The following is a 15,154-nucleotide window of genomic DNA, read 5'->3' on the forward strand; positions in this document are numbered from 1 at the left end:
AAGAACATCATGGCAGAATCCACCATTGCAGTTGGCGTCCTCGGAGCGAAGGGCCGGGTGGGCCAGGCGGTTGTAGCGGGCGTGGAAGCCAGCGAGGATCTGCGCCTGGTCGCGGCACTCGATCGGGGCGATAGTCTAGACGAGCTCGTCGAATCGGGAGCCGAGGTAGTGGTGGATTTCACCACCCCGGACGTTGTGATGGACAATCTCGAGTTCATGATCTCCCACAATATTTCCGCAGTGGTGGGAACAACCGGCTTCACCGCCGAGCGCCTCGAGACCGTGCGTGGCTGGCTGGAAAACTCCAGCTCCTCGGTGCTCATTGCCCCGAACTTCGCCATCTCGGCGGTGCTCACCATGCAATTCGCCCGCCAGGCCGCGCGCTTCTTCGAGTCGGCCGAGGTGATTGAGATGCACCACCCGAACAAGCTGGACGCGCCCTCGGGTACCGCAGTCCACACTGCGGAGGGCATCGCCGAGGCCCGCCGCGAGGCCGGTATGGACAGCCAGCCGGATGCCACCACCCAGTCCCTCGAGGGGGCACGCGGCGCCGATGTGCAGGGAGTGCCGGTGCACGCCGTGCGCATGAGCGGCACCGTGGCCCACGAGACCGTGATCTTCGGTACCCAGGGCCAGTCGCTGACCATCAAGCAAGACTCCTATGATCGCACCTCCTTTATTCCCGGGGTGCTCGTGGGCGTGCGCAACTATGCCCAGCACCCCGGGCTCACTGTGGGACTGGAGCACTACCTCGGGCTCTAAGTGGCGATAGCAGCTAGGGATGCGTCGATAAGCGAAAAAAGAAAGAACGGTAGAGGTGGCAACACATAAGGATTTATCGGTGCAGCTGGTGGCCTGCACCTCGTTTCAGGCGCCGAGCGATATCGACTGGAGCACCGATGCAGAAGGGGCCGAGGCGCTCGTGGAGTTCGCTGGGCGGGCCTGCTACGAGAGCTTCGATAAGCCGAATCCACGCACCGCGAGCAACGCGGCCTATATTCGCCACATTATCGATGTGGGGCACACCGCGCTGCTCGAACACGCCCAAGCCACGATGTATATTCGCGCCATCTCGCGGGCCTGCACCCACGAGCTTGTGCGTCACCGCATGTTCTCCTTTTCGCAGCTCTCGCAGCGTTTCGTGCACCCCGACCAAGCCACGGTGGTGGTGCCGAGCGCGATCGACCGCGACCCCGAATTACGGCGGCTGTTTGATCGGGCGATGGATGAATCCCGTTTCGCCTATGATGAGCTGCTCGCCGCTTTAGAGGAGAAACTCGCCGACGAACCGAATGCCCTGCTGCGCAAGAAGCAGGCCCGGCAAGCAGCGCGCGCGGTGCTGCCCAATGCCACCGAATCGCGCATCGTGATGACCGGTAATTTCCGGGCGTGGCGACACTTCATCGCCACCCGCGCCACCGAGCACGCCGATGAGGAGATGCGAACCGTGGCCGTGCGCTGCCTCGAATTGCTCAAGGACGCCGCCCCGGTGGTTTTTGGTGATTTCGATATCGCCATCCTCAGCGATGGTTCGCCCATGGCGTCGAGTCCCTATGTGGGCGTGTCCTAAAATGGAGACGCTTGGGGCAGGCGATATACTCCCTTTTTCCGCCGCGGAAGCAGACACCATCCCGACACACAGAGAGTAGCTAGATACAGCATGAACACTGGATTTGCCGAGAAAAACGGAACCGATGTCTTCGGTACCGTGGGCGTAGCGATGATCACCCCCTTCGATGAGGACAATCGCCTCGACGTGGCTACCGGACGAAAGCTCGCGGCTCATCTGACGTCGCGGGGCGTGGATGCGCTCATCCTGGGCGGTACCACCGGCGAATCGCCCACCACGACGCAGGCAGAAAAAATCACCTTTATTAAAGAAATCCGCGCCGAGGTGGGCGACGATATCGCCATTGTGGCCGGGGCCTCCACCAATAACACGGCCGCCTCGCAGGAGCTGGCGCGCGCCTCTCGGGATGCCGGCGCGGACGCACTTCTGCTGGTCACGCCGTATTATTCGAAGCCCTGCCAAGAGGGTGTGTACCAGCATTTCCGCGCGATCGCCGATAGCACCGATGCGCCGGTGTGCATCTATGACATCCCCGGTCGGTCTGCGATTCCTGTGGAGTCTGATACTATGAGGCGTCTAGCCGAGCACGAGAAGGTTCAGGCTGTCAAGGACGCCAAGGGCGACCTCGTTGGGGCTACCACTCTGATCGCCGAAACCGGTCTGGCATGGTACTCGGGCGATGATCCCCTCAACCTTCCGTGGCTCTCCCTTGGAGCCAGCGGTTTTATCTCCGTGATCGGGCACGTTGCACCGCAACAGCTCCGTGACTTGTACACCGCCTTCGATGAAGGCGATCTTGTACGCGCCCGCGAGATCAACGCAACGCTCGCGCCCCTTGTCGCCGCTCAAGGCCGATTGGGTGGCGTCTCCATGGCTAAGGCAGCATTACAGCTGCAAGGAATTAACGTGGGAGCTCCGCGTCTGCCGCAAATACCCGCGAATGACGACGACATGACCGAGCTCCGAAATAATCTAGAACAAGCTGGAGTCTTATAAATATGAATGAACCCCGTAATCGCTCTCGTAAGGTGACGCGTAAGGCGGGACCGCCCGAGGTCGAATTCCAAGCCCCGGGTGAAGCCAACCCCTCCCAGTCCGATAAGTCTGGGTCCTCCCAGTCCGACTCTAAGGGTTCGAAGAAATCGAACTCCCAGGGCGGCAAGCAGTCCACTGGCGGCAAGTCCGGCGGTTCTTCTTCGAAGAAGTCCGCGAGCGGCGATAACCGGGACAATAACAACTCTAACGGTGGGAATGGGGGCAAGAACTCCAAGAACAACGGCTCGAATAAGCGCGGTTCCCGCAATGGTTCCCGCGGCAATAACCGTCGCGGTGGTCGCGGTAATGACCGTGGCGGCCGCTCCGTGGTGCACACCATGCAGGGCGCCGACCTCACCCAGCCGTTGCCGGAGCCGCCGAAGCAGCCGAAGGATGGGCTGCGCATCATCGCCCTCGGCGGTATTTCCGAGATCGGTCGCAACATGACCGTCTTCGAATACCACAACCGTCTGCTGCTCATCGACTGTGGCGTGCTCTTCCCCTCTTCGGGTGAGCCGGGCGTGGATCTGATCCTCCCTGACTTCGATTACCTCGAGTCCCGCCTCGATCGCCTCGACGTCCTCGTGGTCACCCACGGCCACGAAGACCACATCGGCGCGATCCCGTGGCTGCTCAAGCTCAAGCCCGACCTGGAGATCTTGGCCTCTAAGTTCACCGCCGCGTTGATCTCCGCCAAGTGCCAGGAGCACCGCCAGCGTCCGAACCTGACGATCATCAACGAGGACTCTCACGAAAAGCGCGGTCCTTTCGATCTGCGTTTCTTCGCGGTCAACCACTCTATCCCGGACTGCTTGGGCGTGGCACTGAAGACCGGTGCCGGCCTAGTGCTGCACACCGGCGATATCAAGCTGGATCAAACCCCGACGGATGGTCGTCCCACCGACCTTCCTGCTATCTCCCGCTTCGGCGACGAGGGCGTGGACTTGTTCCTCTGCGATTCCACCAATGCCACCACCCCTGGTGTCTCCGGCTCGGAGGCAGACATTGCCCCCACCCTGAAGCGTCTGGTGACCGAGGCGAAGCAGCGCGTTATCATCGCGTCCTTCGCGTCCAATGTCTATCGCGTGCAGTCTGCCGTGGACGCGGCCGTGGCCGCCGGCCGCAAGGTGGCCTTCAATGGCCGTTCCATGATCCGCAACATGGAGATCGCCGAGAAGCTCGGCTACCTGAAGGCGCCGAAGGGCACCATCGTCTCCATGGACGATGCCTCCCGTATGGCACCGCATAAGGTCGTGCTCATCACCACCGGTACCCAGGGTGAGCCGATGGCTGCGCTCTCGCGCATGGCCCGCCGCGAGCACCGGCAGATCACCGTCCGCGATGGCGATCTCATCATCCTTTCCTCCTCGCTGGTGCCCGGCAATGAGGAAGCAGTCTTCGGCGTGATCAACATGCTGGCCCAGATCGGTGCCACCGTGATCACCGGCCGTGATGCCAAGGTGCACACCTCCGGCCACGGTTACTCCGGCGAGCTGCTCTTCCTGTACAACGCCGCCCGTCCGAAGAACGCCATGCCGGTGCACGGCGAGTGGCGCCACCTGCGCGCCAACAAGGAACTGGCTATCTCCACCGGTGTGGAGCGCGACCGCGTCGTGCTCGCCCAAAACGGTGTGGTCGTGGACTTGGATCAGGGCCGCGCCAAGGTTGTGGGCCAGATCCCGGTGGGCAATCTCTACGTCGACGGCGTCACCATGGGTGACGTGGACGCCGAGGTGCTGGCCGATCGTACCTCCCTCGGCGAGGGCGGCCTGATCTCCATCACCGCCGTGATCGACAACCGCTCCGGACAGCTGCTGGAAACGCCGCGCGTCCAGGCCAAGGGCTTCTCCGAGGAGTCCAAGGACATGATGCGCGAGGTCACTGAGATGGTGGAAAATACCATGACCGATCTCGCCGGCGAAGGCGAAGGCGACCCTTACCGCATGGTGCAGAAGCTGCGGCGCACCGTCTCCCGCTTCGTGGAGAAGAAGTGGCGCCGCCAGCCGATGATCGTGCCGACCGTCATCCCCATGCGCTCGAAGGACGATGCGCTTGACGACGACGACATCAAGGCTGCTCGTCCCTCGCTCTAAAAAGTAGTCGCGCTCAGGCGCGACCACGCGATACGTCCCAGTCCTAGCTAGCTGAAACTGGTTAGGATGGGGCGTATGTCTTTTTCTCAATCAGAACGCCAGAAACTCGCCGCACTCTTTACAGAGCTCGGCCCCACCGCTCCTACTCTCTGCGAAGGGTGGGACACCCAGTACTTAGCTGCGCACCTACTTGCCCGCGAGACCAAAGTGCGCGCCGCTGGCGGCATTGTGATCCCGCAACTAGCAGACGCCCACGACGACGCCGTGGAGCAGCTTTTAGCAGATAAAGGCTATGAGACGATCGTGGAGGAATGGGCCGCCGGCCCGCCCACCTTACTCAAGCCCTTTGACTCGGTGATGAATACCGCCGAGAACTTCGTCCACCACGAGGATGTTCGCCGCGCCCAAGAGGGATGGACCAAGCGGGAACTGAGTACCGCAGAGGAAAGCGAGCTCTACAAGGTGGCCAAAACCTTAGGGCGCACCATGGTCTCGTCCAAGGGCTCGGCCGTGGCCTGTGTCCCCACCACCAGTGAGCTCTCGCGCTTCGTGGTGGGGGATAAGCGCAAGGTCGCCTCCGCCGAGGACCAGGTAGTGACCGTGATCGGTGATATCGGCGAGATCGTGCTGTGGCTTTTCGGCCGCGAGCCGGTGGATGTGCGCATCCTGGGTGATGAATCCGGAGTAAAGAAGAAAAGCCTCTAGCACCGGCCGCGGTCGCGGCTGCGGCGGTGCGATCGACAGTTCTTTTCACGGATCACGCCCCACGCCCGTGTTGCTGCTGTGACTACAGGGATGTGAGGGGATAGACTGAAACGCATGACTGTCACGAGCCAAACCGGATCTTCCCGGAGGAAGAAGAAGCGCCCCTCTAGCTCCACCTCGCGCCCAGGCCGTAGTTCGAGCACTGGGCGTTCTTCACGCTCGGCCAGTTCTACCCGATCCACCTCGGTGGTCACTACCTCCACCCACCCCGCCTATCGCGCTGCGGAAAGCTCCGGCGAGCGCACCGGCAGTGCGCTGGTGGCCGTGGGGCAGGGGGTGTCCGCTATGGCCAGTGCTACTGCGAACGCCACCCGCGGCATGGGCGCGAAACTGGCCCAGGGCAAGGCACGCATGGCTGAGCGCTCCCAGCAGCGTAAGGCCGCCAAATCCGTTAAGGCGACGGAGCAGGCCGGTACCGTCGAGGGATCGGAGGAGGAGACCACTGTGATGCGGCGGGCCCGCACCCCGCATGAGGCCTATCCACTCAATGAAAACTCCGGTAGCTACGCGGCGAGCCCGCGGTCCCCGCGTTCCTCCTATGATTCCAAGCCCACCGCTTCCGAACAGGATACGGAGGATGCACCCGAGGCGAACGACACAGCTGGTGCTCCAGACTTTATTGAGCGTCATTCCGATGGCATTGGCCTAAGCCTCGTCGGCGTGGCTGCGGTGATCGCTGCCAGCATGTGGTTTAACGTGGCGGGCCCCGTCGGCCGTGTCATCGCTGGTTCTAGCCAATGGCTCATCGGCGCCGGTGCACACCTCTTGCCGATCGCACTGATCGCCGTGGCTGTGGTGGTGATGATGGGTACCTTCCCCAAGGCCACCCATCGGCTGCGTGTTCTCGTGGGCACCGCCTTGATTGTGGCGGGCATGCTGGGGCAGATCCATATTTTCTCCGGCCAGCCCGCGACTACTGCGGGGCGCGCCGATTCCGGCGGTATTATCGGCACCCTCTTCGGCGGAGTCCTGGCTCTAGGCTTTACTTCCTATGTGGCCGTGCCGATTCTCACGCTCGTCATCATCTACGGCGCCTTGCGCGTCACCGATATCAGCGTGCGGGAATTCGTGGATATCTGCTCCCTGTGGATCCGCGAACAGCTCGGCCGCGGCGAGTCGGAGGAGTTCGATATCGACGCCGTTGCAGAATCCGAGTTCGACGAGGACGCCGCACAGAGCCCGCTGGTGGAGGACTTCTCGCTGTCTCGTCCCCGCCGCGAGCGCGAGCGAGACAGCGCGGAGATTCCGCGCCGTGTGGCCGCCAGCCCGCAGCAGCCTGCCCCGCGCCCGAGCGCGAGCCCGCGCCCCCGCTACACTGCCGCCGCCGAGGACACTCAGCACCCCCCGCAGCCCGAGTACTCCACCTCCGAGGCGGAGCCGACTGCGGTGCTGCCGCGTGATTACACCCCGAGTGATCCGCACACCACCAGTTCCTTCGCGGCCATCGGTACAGACTCTCCGCTGCCGGCAGAAGATCCCGAGCAGGCAGAGGATGACTATGCGGACGAGGACTACGCAGCAGCAGCCGAGCGCAGCGACGATGCCGTACAACGCTCCCATGACGCGGTGCGGCGCTCTGCCGCAGCCCGCACCGCCGCGCACAGCCCGCGCCCGGCTACCCCGCAGCCTGCCGCGCCGACACCCGCTGCTCCGAAGCCTGCTGTGCCTGAGTCGGATGCGGCTGAGGTCTCGACGGTGGATCCGGTGGCGATTCCGGCCTCCACGCCGCGTAGCGAGCTGAATAAGCGGGAGGAGCCGGCGCGCGAGCCGGCACCGGTGGCCAATAATGACAGCGACTATGAGCTGCCCTCCACCGATCTGTTGGTGGCCGGTAGCGCGCCGAAGACCCGCTCGGCTGCCAATGACCGCATGATCGAGGCCATCACCGAGGTCTTTAATGAGTTCAAAGTGGACGCCCAAGTAACGGGCTTCTCCCGCGGCCCCACAGTCACCCGCTATGAGGTGGAGCTGGGCCCGGGCGTGAAGGTCTCGAAGGTGACCAACCTGCAGTCCAACCTGGCCTATGCGGCGGCCACCGATAACGTGCGTCTGCTCACCCCGATTCCCGGCAAGTCCGCCGTGGGTATCGAGGTGCCCAACTCCGATCGCGAGATGGTGCACCTCGCCGATGTGCTGAGCTGCCCAGAAACTCATGACAATCCCGATCCGATGGTTATCGGCTTGGGTAAGAACATTGAGGGCGATTTTGTCTCCCACTCGGTGCAGAAGATGCCGCACCTGTTGGTGGCGGGTTCTACCGGCTCCGGTAAGTCCGCCTTCGTCAACTCGCTGCTGGTGTCCCTGCTCACCCGTGCGCGGCCGGAGGATGTACGCCTGATCCTGGTGGACCCGAAGATGGTGGAGCTCACCCCCTACGAGGGGATTCCCCACCTGATCACCCCGATCATCACCCAGCCCAAGAAGGCGGCGGCCGCTCTGCAGTGGCTGGTGGATGAGATGGAGCAGCGCTACCAAGACATGAAGTCAGCGCGCGTGCGCCACATCAAGGACTTCAACCGCAAGGTCAAAAGCGGCGAGTACCAGGCACCGCTGGGCTCGGAGCGGGTGATCGAGCCCTATCCCTATATCGTGTGCGTGGTGGACGAGCTCGCCGATCTGATGATGACCGCGCCGAAGGAAATCGAGGAATGCATCGTACGCATCACGCAAAAAGCGCGTGCCGCAGGCATTCACTTGGTGCTAGCCACGCAGCGCCCCTCGGTGGATGTGGTCACCGGTCTGATCAAAACGAACGTGCCCTCTCGTCTGGCCTTCGCAACCTCCTCGCTCACTGACTCGCGCGTGATCCTCGATCAGGGCGGCGCGGAGAAGCTCATCGGTATGGGCGATGGCCTGTTCATTCCCCAAGGCGCCGGCAAGCCGCAGCGCATCCAGGGCGCCTATGTCACCGACGAGGAAGTCCAGGCAGTGGTGGAGGCCGCCAAGGCCCAAGCCGAACCGGAGTACACCGAGGGCGTCACCGACGATAAGTCGGCGGAAGCCAGCAAGGATATCGACCCGGATATCGGCAACGATCTCGAGGATCTCCTCGAGGCCGTGGAGCTGGTGGTCACCGCCCAGGTGGGCTCGACCTCCATGCTGCAACGCAAGCTGCGCATCGGCTTCGCCAAGGCCGGCCGACTCATGGACCTCATGGAAACTCGCGGGGTGGTCGGACCCTCCGAGGGATCGAAGGCCCGCGAGGTCTTGGTCAAGCCCGATGAGCTGGACACCATCCTGTGGATGATCAAGGGAGCCGATCCCGCCGAGGCGCCTAAGGAAGAGGATGGCCCCGAGGTGAAGACCGTGGATGCGAATCCCACCGGCGGAGTGTTCTAAGACCGAACCCGCACACATGGAGATCAATGTGTGCGGGTTTTTCGTATATAGTGGGTTCCGTCATGGAGGGGAGTACCCCTGAAATGGTGGTGATCGTCAGCACGGCCGCCGCTGTACCGCGATGGCGTGCAGCAGCCCCGGTCCCACCAGCCCACTACGCGGTGGGGGAGACCTCCGGTACGTAACTACTTTTCGCACCGGAGGATAATCACTATGCATGTGCCTTTGTGGGTGTGGGTGCTCACGGCCGTGATTGTCATTGCGTTCATCGCATTCGACTTCTTTACCCACGTCAAAACCCCGCACGAGCCGAGCTTGAAAGAAGCCGGCTTTTGGACCGCCTTCTACGTGGTGCTCGCCATGCTCTTCGGCGGTTTTGTGTGGCTGGTTTGGGATCACCAACGCGGCCTGGAGTTCCTCTCCGGCTACGTCACCGAAAAAGCATTGAGCGTGGACAACCTCTTCGTGTTCGCGCTGATCATCGGCACCTTCAATGTTCCCCGCAAGTATCAACAAAAGGTGCTGCTCTTCGGTATCGCCATGGCGTTGGTCTTCCGCACCGTATTCATTCTCTTGGGCGCGGCCGCCATTAATGCCTGGTCGGATATCTTCTATCTCTTCGGTATCTTCTTGCTCTACACGGCGATCAAAACCGTGTGGGAAGAGGCGAAGGATGCACCGCCGACCGATCCTGCGGACATGGCGATTATCCGCTTCACCCGCCGGTTCATTCCGATGACGGACGACTACAACGGCGATAAGATGACCGCCCGCGTCAACGGTAAGCGTTTCTTTACCCCGATGGCGATGGCGCTGGTGGCGATCGGCTTTATCGACGTGATGTTCGCCTTCGATTCCATCCCCGCCATCTATGGGCTGACCAACGAGGCCTATATCGTCTTCACCGCCAATGCCTTGGCCTTGATGGGCCTGCGGCAAATGTACTTCCTGCTCGATGGGCTGCTCGATCGCCTCGTTTACCTGGCCTATGGCCTGGGCATCATTCTGGCGTTCATCGCCGTGAAGCTCATCCTGCACGCCCTGCACGAAAACAACCTGCCCTTCATCAATGGCGGCGAGGATGTGCATGTGCCCGAGATCGGCACCTGGATGTCCTTGGCCTTCATCGTGGGCGTGTTGGTGCTGACCATTGTGGCGTCCTGGATCAAGGGCAAGCGCGATGAGGCCCAAGGGGCCGTGGCTATCTCCACGAACAAGCTCTTGGGTAAGCACGAGGACAGCGCCACCGGCGATGCCACGCAGCGCAGTGCCCGCGTGGAGGCCGCCCAGGACTAGGGCGGCGAGACGCCCTCACGCTAGATATCGAAGACGTTGAGCACGGGGTTCCAGGTTTTAAAGGAACGGGACTCCAGTGCGCCGCCCGTGTAGAAGGGGTCGCGGTCCATGAGCGCGCGGGCATCGTCGATACCTGCCTCATCCTCGAGAGCGATGAGGATGAGCGCGCCACCCTCGCCGTCGGTGTAGGGGCCGGAGCCGATGAGCTTTCCCTGCTGCTTGAGATCGCCAAGAAACTCGCGGTGTACGGGCCGAATCTCGGCGATCTTTTCGGAGCTGGGGGAGTAGGAGTATTCCACTGCGAAAACCTTCATGGTTTCAAATTATAGGTCGCAAGGTAGGCTTGAAGGCGTGAAGGACCCGAGCAACAGCACCCCAGCAGCTAACTCCGTGCAGCGACCCTCGAATTTCAATCTGCCGAATGTATTGACATCGCTGCGCATTATTTTCGTGCCCGCCTTCGCGTGGCTGGTGCTGACGAGCCAAGGCCAGAACAATGGCTGGCAATGGGCCGCGTTCATCATGTTCGCCCTGTTAATGTTCACCGACAAGCTCGATGGGGACATCGCGCGTAAACGCGGGCTGATCACTGAATTCGGCAAGATCGCTGATCCCATAGCCGATAAGGCGCTGATGATCACCTCCTTGGTGTGCCTCAACCTCATTGACATGCTGCCGTGGTGGGTCACCATCGTCATCGTGGCGCGTGAGCTGGGCATTACCTTCTGGCGCATGGTGCAGCTCCGGCGCGGAAGGGTGGTTCCGGCCTCCAAGGGCGGCAAGCTCAAGACCGCGCTACAAACCATTGCCGTGGGGCTCTATTTGCTGCCGCTGCCAGGGTGGATGAACATCCCCAGTTTTGTGGTGATGCTGGCCGCTGTGGTGGTGACCGTAGTCACAGGTGTGCAGTACATTATCGACGGCCGCAAGGCCAATTAGGAGCGTGGACTCTCTCGATACCGCCGCGGCAGCGCTGCTCGACGCGCTGCGCAGGCGCGGATTGACTCTGGCCTGCTGTGAATCTTTGAGCGCCGGAATGCTCGCCGGCACGCTCGCCAATATCAGCGGCGCCTCCGCGGTTCTGCGCGGTGGTCTAGTCACCTATGCCACGGAGCTAAAAAGCGAACTCGCTGGGGTGGATCCGCAGCTGCTGGACCTATTCGGCCCTATATCCCCGGAATGTGCCACTGCGATGGCGCGTGGAGCTCGCCGGGCCTGCGGTGCCGACATCGCAATCGCCCTCACCGGCGTGGCCGGCCCAGAGCGACAGGATGGGCATCCCGTCGGGGAAGTATGGATGGCCGTAGCCAGCGGCGAGCACGCCGTGCGGGTGCGCCGGATGTCGCCGCCCCGCCGCTGTAGCCGGCAGGGGATTCGCGCGCAGGCGGTGGCCGAGGCGATCGACTTTGGCCGCGAGCATATCGACGCTATGCCGCTGGGGTGAACGAGAAGCAAGTACAGTGGGTGCACAACCACCACCGCGTGCCGCGCCGATGATGGCGCGGGGAACAAAAGGTGTCCCCGAGACGTTAGAAGAAGTGATGGCAACTTACACAGCTCTTTTAGATCAGCCGCTCGGCGCCCATCGGGTGCGCCCCGACTCGGCAGGCGCGGAGGCCATGGCATCCTCGCGTCCCGAGGAGCCGCTGTTGCGCGAGGCTCTTGGGGCAGCCTTGCGGTCCTTCCGCGCGGATAAGGGCATCACCCTCCGCGAGCTCGCAGAGGCCTCCAGTGTTTCCCCAGGCTATCTCTCCGAATTGGAGCGAGGCCGCAAGGAGGTCTCCTCCGAGCTACTGGCCGCGGTCTGTTATGCACTCGATACCCGTGTCGCGGATGTGCTCATCGAGGCCGCTGGCTCAATGGCAGTGGAGTCTGCGCAGGCGGACTTGGCGAAAGTGTAAGACCGTCCCCCTGCGCCTAGAGTGATCGCCGAGCTGGATACGCTTGGCGGCACGAGCTAGGTGCGACACCGATGGACGCTGTGGTGCGTAGTGCTGTGCGTGCGCGCCAGTTCGATACCTGCTGACGTACAATCAGCGCAGGAATACACATTGTGGCAAGAAAGGCTGACGAGAAAGCGTTATGGCTAATCCCTTTACTAAGGCATGGAAGTACTTGATGGCGCTGTTCGACTCGAAAATCGAGGAGAACGCGGATCCGAAGATTCAGATTCAGCAGGCCATTGAGGAAGCCCAGCGTCAGCACCAGGAGCTCTCGCAGCAGGCTGCCAACGTGATCGGCAACCAGCGCCAGTTGGAGATGCAGCTCAACCGCCGTCTCTCCGAGATCGAGAAGCTCCAAGGTAATACCCGCCAGGCGCTGAAGCTGGCCGATCAAGCCCGCGCCGAGGGCAATGAGGCCAAGGCCTCGGAGTACGAGAACGCTGCCGAGGCTTTCGCCGCCCAGCTGGTCACTGCTGAGCAGTCTGTGGAGGACACCAAGAAGCTGCACGATCAAGCTCTGCAGCAGGCCACCCAAGCCAAGAAGGCCGTGGAGCGCAACTCCATGGTGTTGCAGCAGAAGGTCGCCGAGCGCACCAAGCTGCTCTCGCAGCTCGAGCAGGCCAAGATGCAGGAGAAGGTCACCGAGTCCCTGGAGTCCATGAACTCCGTGGCTGCTGGTGGCAACACCCCGAACCTGGATCAGGTGCGCGAGAAGATCGAGCGGCGCTATTCCAACGCACTGGGCCGCGCCGAGCTGGCAGAAAACAGCGTCCAAGGCCGCATGGCCGAGGTTGAGGCAGCCGGCGTACAGATGGCAGGCCATTCCCGCTTGGAGCAGATCCGCTCCGATATGCGTGGGGATGCTCTCGAGTCCGGTTCTCCCCAGCAGTCCATCGAGTCGCCTCGCCCCTCCTCGAACTCGGTGAGCAACGATGCCATTCAGCAGCGCATGCGAGAAATCCGTGGCGAATAACTCCTCGGCCCGTATCCGCCCTCGCGGCATCGAGAGATGCACACAGGGCGCGCACACGGCTTAGGGGGTAGTACTGCCCCAAGCATTAACGCTGGCCCGCACACCGGAATGTGTGTGGGCCAGCGTTTGTGTGTCTACGGAAGGATTAATCGCCTACCCCGCGCGCCCATAGGGCATCAGCGATGGCGCGGGCGCGGCGAATAGAACGAATAACTACGGGGGTGCCAAGGGCGGTGAGGGAGAAATCAACCCCGCGTGCCTTCCTGGCATCCAGTACCTCGTTCACGGCGTTGAGCTGCAGCGGGATCAACCGGATGGTTAACGAGATGGCCAGGCTGATGGTCTCTACCGGTACACCCCAGCGGGCGGTGGGGGCGAGCATGGACTCCAGCGAGTGCATCATCTCGGCAATTGTCGTGGTGAGGGTGAGCAGTACCGCGGCAGCGATGGAGGCGAAGAGCAGGAGCACCAGCGTGATGGCGTCGATAAGCGTGTTCTGCCACCACTGAAAGCCGCCGAGAAGGAGCAAGAGCGGCAGCGTCGGCCATAATTGACTCCACGCGATGTGCGCGGGGATACGGGCAAGCAGATAGCCGGCGGCGACCAGCGCGAGGACGATAGCGGCGCGGGTGGGGGAGGAGACCACCACCGCGGCGGCGATCACGAAGATGATGAGGCCGCAGAATTTCACGGCCGCCGGCAGCCGATGCATGGGGGTGTGGCCGGGAACGTAGATGCTGAGCGGGACCGAACGCATGGGCTTAGCCCTCGATCATGGCGCGCTCGTAGTGGGCGATAACCTCCGCCGGCGGGCCATCTTCGCGGATGGTGTGGTTATCGATCCACAGCACGCGGTCGAAGTCCCGGATGAAGCCGAGATCGTGGGTGACCACGATGACCTGCTGGCTCAGCTCGGCGACAATGCGGCGCAGCTGCTCGCGATTGCGCAGATCCAAGAGGGTGGTGGGCTCATCGGCGATCAGCACCTCCGGCTGCATCACCAGCACCGCAGCCAAGGCCAGAAGCTGCTTCTGCCCGCCAGAGAGCGTATGCGGGGAGTGCTCACGATAGGCGCTCAGCCCGAAACGCTCCATGACCTCCTCGACGCGGGCATCCCGCTCGGTCGAGCTGAGCTTGAGGCGTTTGAGGGAGAAGCGAATATCGTCTTCCACGCGGGGCATCACGATCTGGTTCTCCGCGTCGGTGAAGACAAAACCGACTTTCCGACGCACCTTCTTGCCGTGTCTGGCCACCTCCAGCCCATCGACACTCACCGAGCCGCTGGTGGGCTCGCCGAGGCCGTTGATCAGCCGGATGAAGCTGGATTTGCCGCCGCCATTGGCGCCGATGATGCCGATGCGCTGCTCCTCAAGCTCCACAGAGATCGGATCGAGCACCCGATCGCCATCAAAGCTGATGCTGGCGGAGGAAAAGACGATGCGCGGCATCTAGATCGTGGTGTGGGAGGGCTCGCGGCGGCGCTTCTCCTCAGCCATGATGTCGGGGAATGCGGAGTGCACGCCGACGGCAATAGCGGCAGCGGCGGCGAACTTCAGCGCATCCAAGGGCAGGAAGGTGCCGTGGATGACGATGGCTTCACCGAAGCCCATATCGCCGCGCAGCCACAGACCGATCGCGCCGAGCAGGTACTGGGCGAGCAGCCCCACGAAGGCACCGAAGCTCACCGCCATCACCAAGTTGCTCTTGTTGCGCGGCCGCGCCTTATAGGCGATGACACCGGCGATGAACGCGCTGCAGAGATAGCCAAAGAGATAGCCGATCGTCGGCCCCGCCAGCGCCGCCAGGGTGGAACGACCGCCCGCCAGCACCGGCAGCCCCAGCATGCCGATGAGAAGGAACAGCCCCGCCGTGTAGAAACCGCGACGACCACCCAGCACGAGGCCCGCGAGCACCACGATCGCGTTCTGCAACACGATGGGCACGCCGGCGGCACCGGGAATAGTGACGAATGCGAAAACGATGATCAATGCGGTAAAAACCGCGATATAGGAGATATCGCGCACTGTGGAGCGGGAGGGAGAGTCGGCCATAAGTGGGGAATCCTTAATAATCACAATAGGGAGCGGATCTCAGCGGGCACGGAACGCCGCAACCACCCTCAGCAGGCGGCAGCGGCTTA

Annotated in this window: 15 protein-coding genes; 11 read left to right on the forward strand and 4 right to left on the reverse strand. The window is 62.6% G+C overall.

The genetic code is table 11. The features are described 5' to 3' along the window. Positions 1-9: 9 nt before the first annotated feature. From dapB to GBB18_RS01365, 7 genes are all read left to right on the forward strand, one after another. Positions 10-762 (forward strand): 4-hydroxy-tetrahydrodipicolinate reductase, encoded by a 753-nt coding sequence (gene dapB / locus GBB18_RS01335; RefSeq protein ID WP_151640495.1) that lies wholly within the window; start codon positions 10-12, stop codon positions 760-762. A 55-nt stretch (positions 763-817) separates the two neighbouring features. Further along, positions 818-1,570, forward strand: a complete 753-nt coding sequence (thyX, locus tag GBB18_RS01340) for an FAD-dependent thymidylate synthase (protein WP_151548756.1) — start codon at positions 818-820, stop codon at positions 1,568-1,570. A gap of 90 nt (positions 1,571-1,660) precedes the next feature. After that, positions 1,661-2,566: a 4-hydroxy-tetrahydrodipicolinate synthase gene (dapA, locus tag GBB18_RS01345; RefSeq protein ID WP_151548755.1), complete on the forward strand. Its 906-nt coding sequence runs from the start codon at positions 1,661-1,663 to the stop codon at positions 2,564-2,566. Positions 2,567-2,568: 2 nt separating this feature from the next. Beyond that, on the forward strand, positions 2,569-4,698 hold the full coding sequence (locus GBB18_RS01350; RefSeq protein WP_151640496.1) for a ribonuclease J: 2,130 nt from the start codon (positions 2,569-2,571) through the stop codon (positions 4,696-4,698). Between the two features lie 75 nt (positions 4,699-4,773). After that, positions 4,774-5,403, forward strand: coding sequence for a TIGR03085 family metal-binding protein (locus GBB18_RS01355; protein WP_192795866.1), 630 nt, complete (start codon positions 4,774-4,776; stop codon positions 5,401-5,403). A gap of 114 nt (positions 5,404-5,517) precedes the next feature. Beyond that, positions 5,518-8,802, forward strand: a complete 3,285-nt coding sequence (locus tag GBB18_RS01360) for a DNA translocase FtsK (protein ID WP_225990205.1) — start codon at positions 5,518-5,520, stop codon at positions 8,800-8,802. Positions 8,803-9,015: 213 nt separating this feature from the next. After that, a complete protein-coding gene (locus GBB18_RS01365) occupies positions 9,016-10,098 on the forward strand; it encodes a TerC family protein (RefSeq protein ID WP_151640498.1) in 1,083 nt (360 codons plus the stop codon). A 20-nt stretch (positions 10,099-10,118) separates the two neighbouring features. Here GBB18_RS01365 and GBB18_RS01370 read toward each other — a convergent pair whose 3' ends face one another. Further along, the gene (locus GBB18_RS01370; RefSeq protein ID WP_151528579.1) at positions 10,119-10,412 is read right to left on the reverse strand and encodes a YciI family protein; all 294 of its coding nucleotides are present in this window, start codon (positions 10,410-10,412) and stop codon (positions 10,119-10,121) included. Between GBB18_RS01370 and pgsA the strand changes: the two genes are divergently transcribed. From pgsA to GBB18_RS01390, 4 genes are all read left to right on the forward strand, one after another. Next, positions 10,411-11,037: a CDP-diacylglycerol--glycerol-3-phosphate 3-phosphatidyltransferase gene (gene pgsA, locus GBB18_RS01375; protein ID WP_151640499.1), complete on the forward strand. Its 627-nt coding sequence runs from the start codon at positions 10,411-10,413 to the stop codon at positions 11,035-11,037. The two genes, GBB18_RS01370 and pgsA, sit on opposite strands and share 2 nt — an antisense overlap. 4 nt (positions 11,038-11,041) lie before the next feature. Beyond that, complete coding sequence (locus GBB18_RS01380; RefSeq protein ID WP_151548750.1) at positions 11,042-11,542, forward strand: CinA family protein; 501 nt, start codon at positions 11,042-11,044, stop codon at positions 11,540-11,542. A 97-nt stretch (positions 11,543-11,639) separates the two neighbouring features. Continuing rightward, entirely contained in the window at positions 11,640-11,999 is a 360-nt protein-coding gene (locus GBB18_RS01385; RefSeq protein ID WP_151640500.1) for a helix-turn-helix domain-containing protein, read from the forward strand. A 181-nt stretch (positions 12,000-12,180) separates the two neighbouring features. After that, on the forward strand, positions 12,181-13,014 hold the full coding sequence (locus GBB18_RS01390) for a PspA/IM30 family protein (protein WP_151548748.1): 834 nt from the start codon (positions 12,181-12,183) through the stop codon (positions 13,012-13,014). Positions 13,015-13,159: 145 nt separating this feature from the next. On the opposite strand, the gene GBB18_RS01395 is transcribed toward GBB18_RS01390, so the two are convergent. From GBB18_RS01395 to GBB18_RS01405, 3 genes are read right to left on the reverse strand one after another with little or no spacing between them, the layout of a single operon-like run. After that, positions 13,160-13,771, reverse strand: a complete 612-nt coding sequence (locus tag GBB18_RS01395; RefSeq protein WP_151548747.1) for an energy-coupling factor transporter transmembrane protein EcfT — start codon at positions 13,769-13,771, stop codon at positions 13,160-13,162. A gap of 4 nt (positions 13,772-13,775) precedes the next feature. Beyond that, a complete protein-coding gene (locus GBB18_RS01400; protein WP_151548746.1) occupies positions 13,776-14,462 on the reverse strand; it encodes an energy-coupling factor ABC transporter ATP-binding protein in 687 nt (228 codons plus the stop codon). Continuing rightward, complete coding sequence (locus GBB18_RS01405; RefSeq protein WP_151640501.1) at positions 14,463-15,065, reverse strand: biotin transporter BioY; 603 nt, start codon at positions 15,063-15,065, stop codon at positions 14,463-14,465. It abuts the gene before it with no gap. Positions 15,066-15,154 lie beyond the last annotated feature (89 nt).

Origin of the sequence: Corynebacterium sp. 11A, from assembly GCF_008930935.1 — a bacterium.
In the GTDB taxonomy this organism is placed as follows: Bacteria; Actinomycetota; Actinomycetes; order Mycobacteriales; family Mycobacteriaceae; genus Corynebacterium; species Corynebacterium megadyptis.

Bases quoted from the DNA above. Each gene is read 5' to 3' on its own strand.
- GBB18_RS01365 (WP_151640498.1), top strand. From the start codon at position 9,016: ATGCATGTGCCTTTGTGGGTGTGGGTGCTCACGGCCGTGATTGTCATT.
- GBB18_RS01360 (WP_225990205.1), top strand. From the start codon at position 5,518: ATGACTGTCACGAGCCAAACCGGATCTTCCCGGAGGAAGAAGAAGCGC.
- dapA (WP_151548755.1), top strand. From the start codon at position 1,661: ATGAACACTGGATTTGCCGAGAAAAACGGAACCGATGTCTTCGGTACC.
- GBB18_RS01355 (WP_192795866.1), top strand. From the start codon at position 4,774: ATGTCTTTTTCTCAATCAGAACGCCAGAAACTCGCCGCACTCTTTACA.
- GBB18_RS01405 (WP_151640501.1), bottom strand. From the start codon at position 15,065: ATGGCCGACTCTCCCTCCCGCTCCACAGTGCGCGATATCTCCTATATC.
- GBB18_RS01350 (WP_151640496.1), top strand. From the start codon at position 2,569: ATGAATGAACCCCGTAATCGCTCTCGTAAGGTGACGCGTAAGGCGGGA.
- GBB18_RS01395 (WP_151548747.1), bottom strand. From the start codon at position 13,771: ATGCGTTCGGTCCCGCTCAGCATCTACGTTCCCGGCCACACCCCCATG.
- pgsA (WP_151640499.1), top strand. From the start codon at position 10,411: ATGGTTTCAAATTATAGGTCGCAAGGTAGGCTTGAAGGCGTGAAGGAC.
- GBB18_RS01400 (WP_151548746.1), bottom strand. From the start codon at position 14,462: ATGCCGCGCATCGTCTTTTCCTCCGCCAGCATCAGCTTTGATGGCGAT.
- GBB18_RS01385 (WP_151640500.1), top strand. From the start codon at position 11,640: ATGGCAACTTACACAGCTCTTTTAGATCAGCCGCTCGGCGCCCATCGG.
- GBB18_RS01390 (WP_151548748.1), top strand. From the start codon at position 12,181: ATGGCTAATCCCTTTACTAAGGCATGGAAGTACTTGATGGCGCTGTTC.
- GBB18_RS01370 (WP_151528579.1), bottom strand. From the start codon at position 10,412: ATGAAGGTTTTCGCAGTGGAATACTCCTACTCCCCCAGCTCCGAAAAG.
- dapB (WP_151640495.1), top strand. From the start codon at position 10: ATGGCAGAATCCACCATTGCAGTTGGCGTCCTCGGAGCGAAGGGCCGG.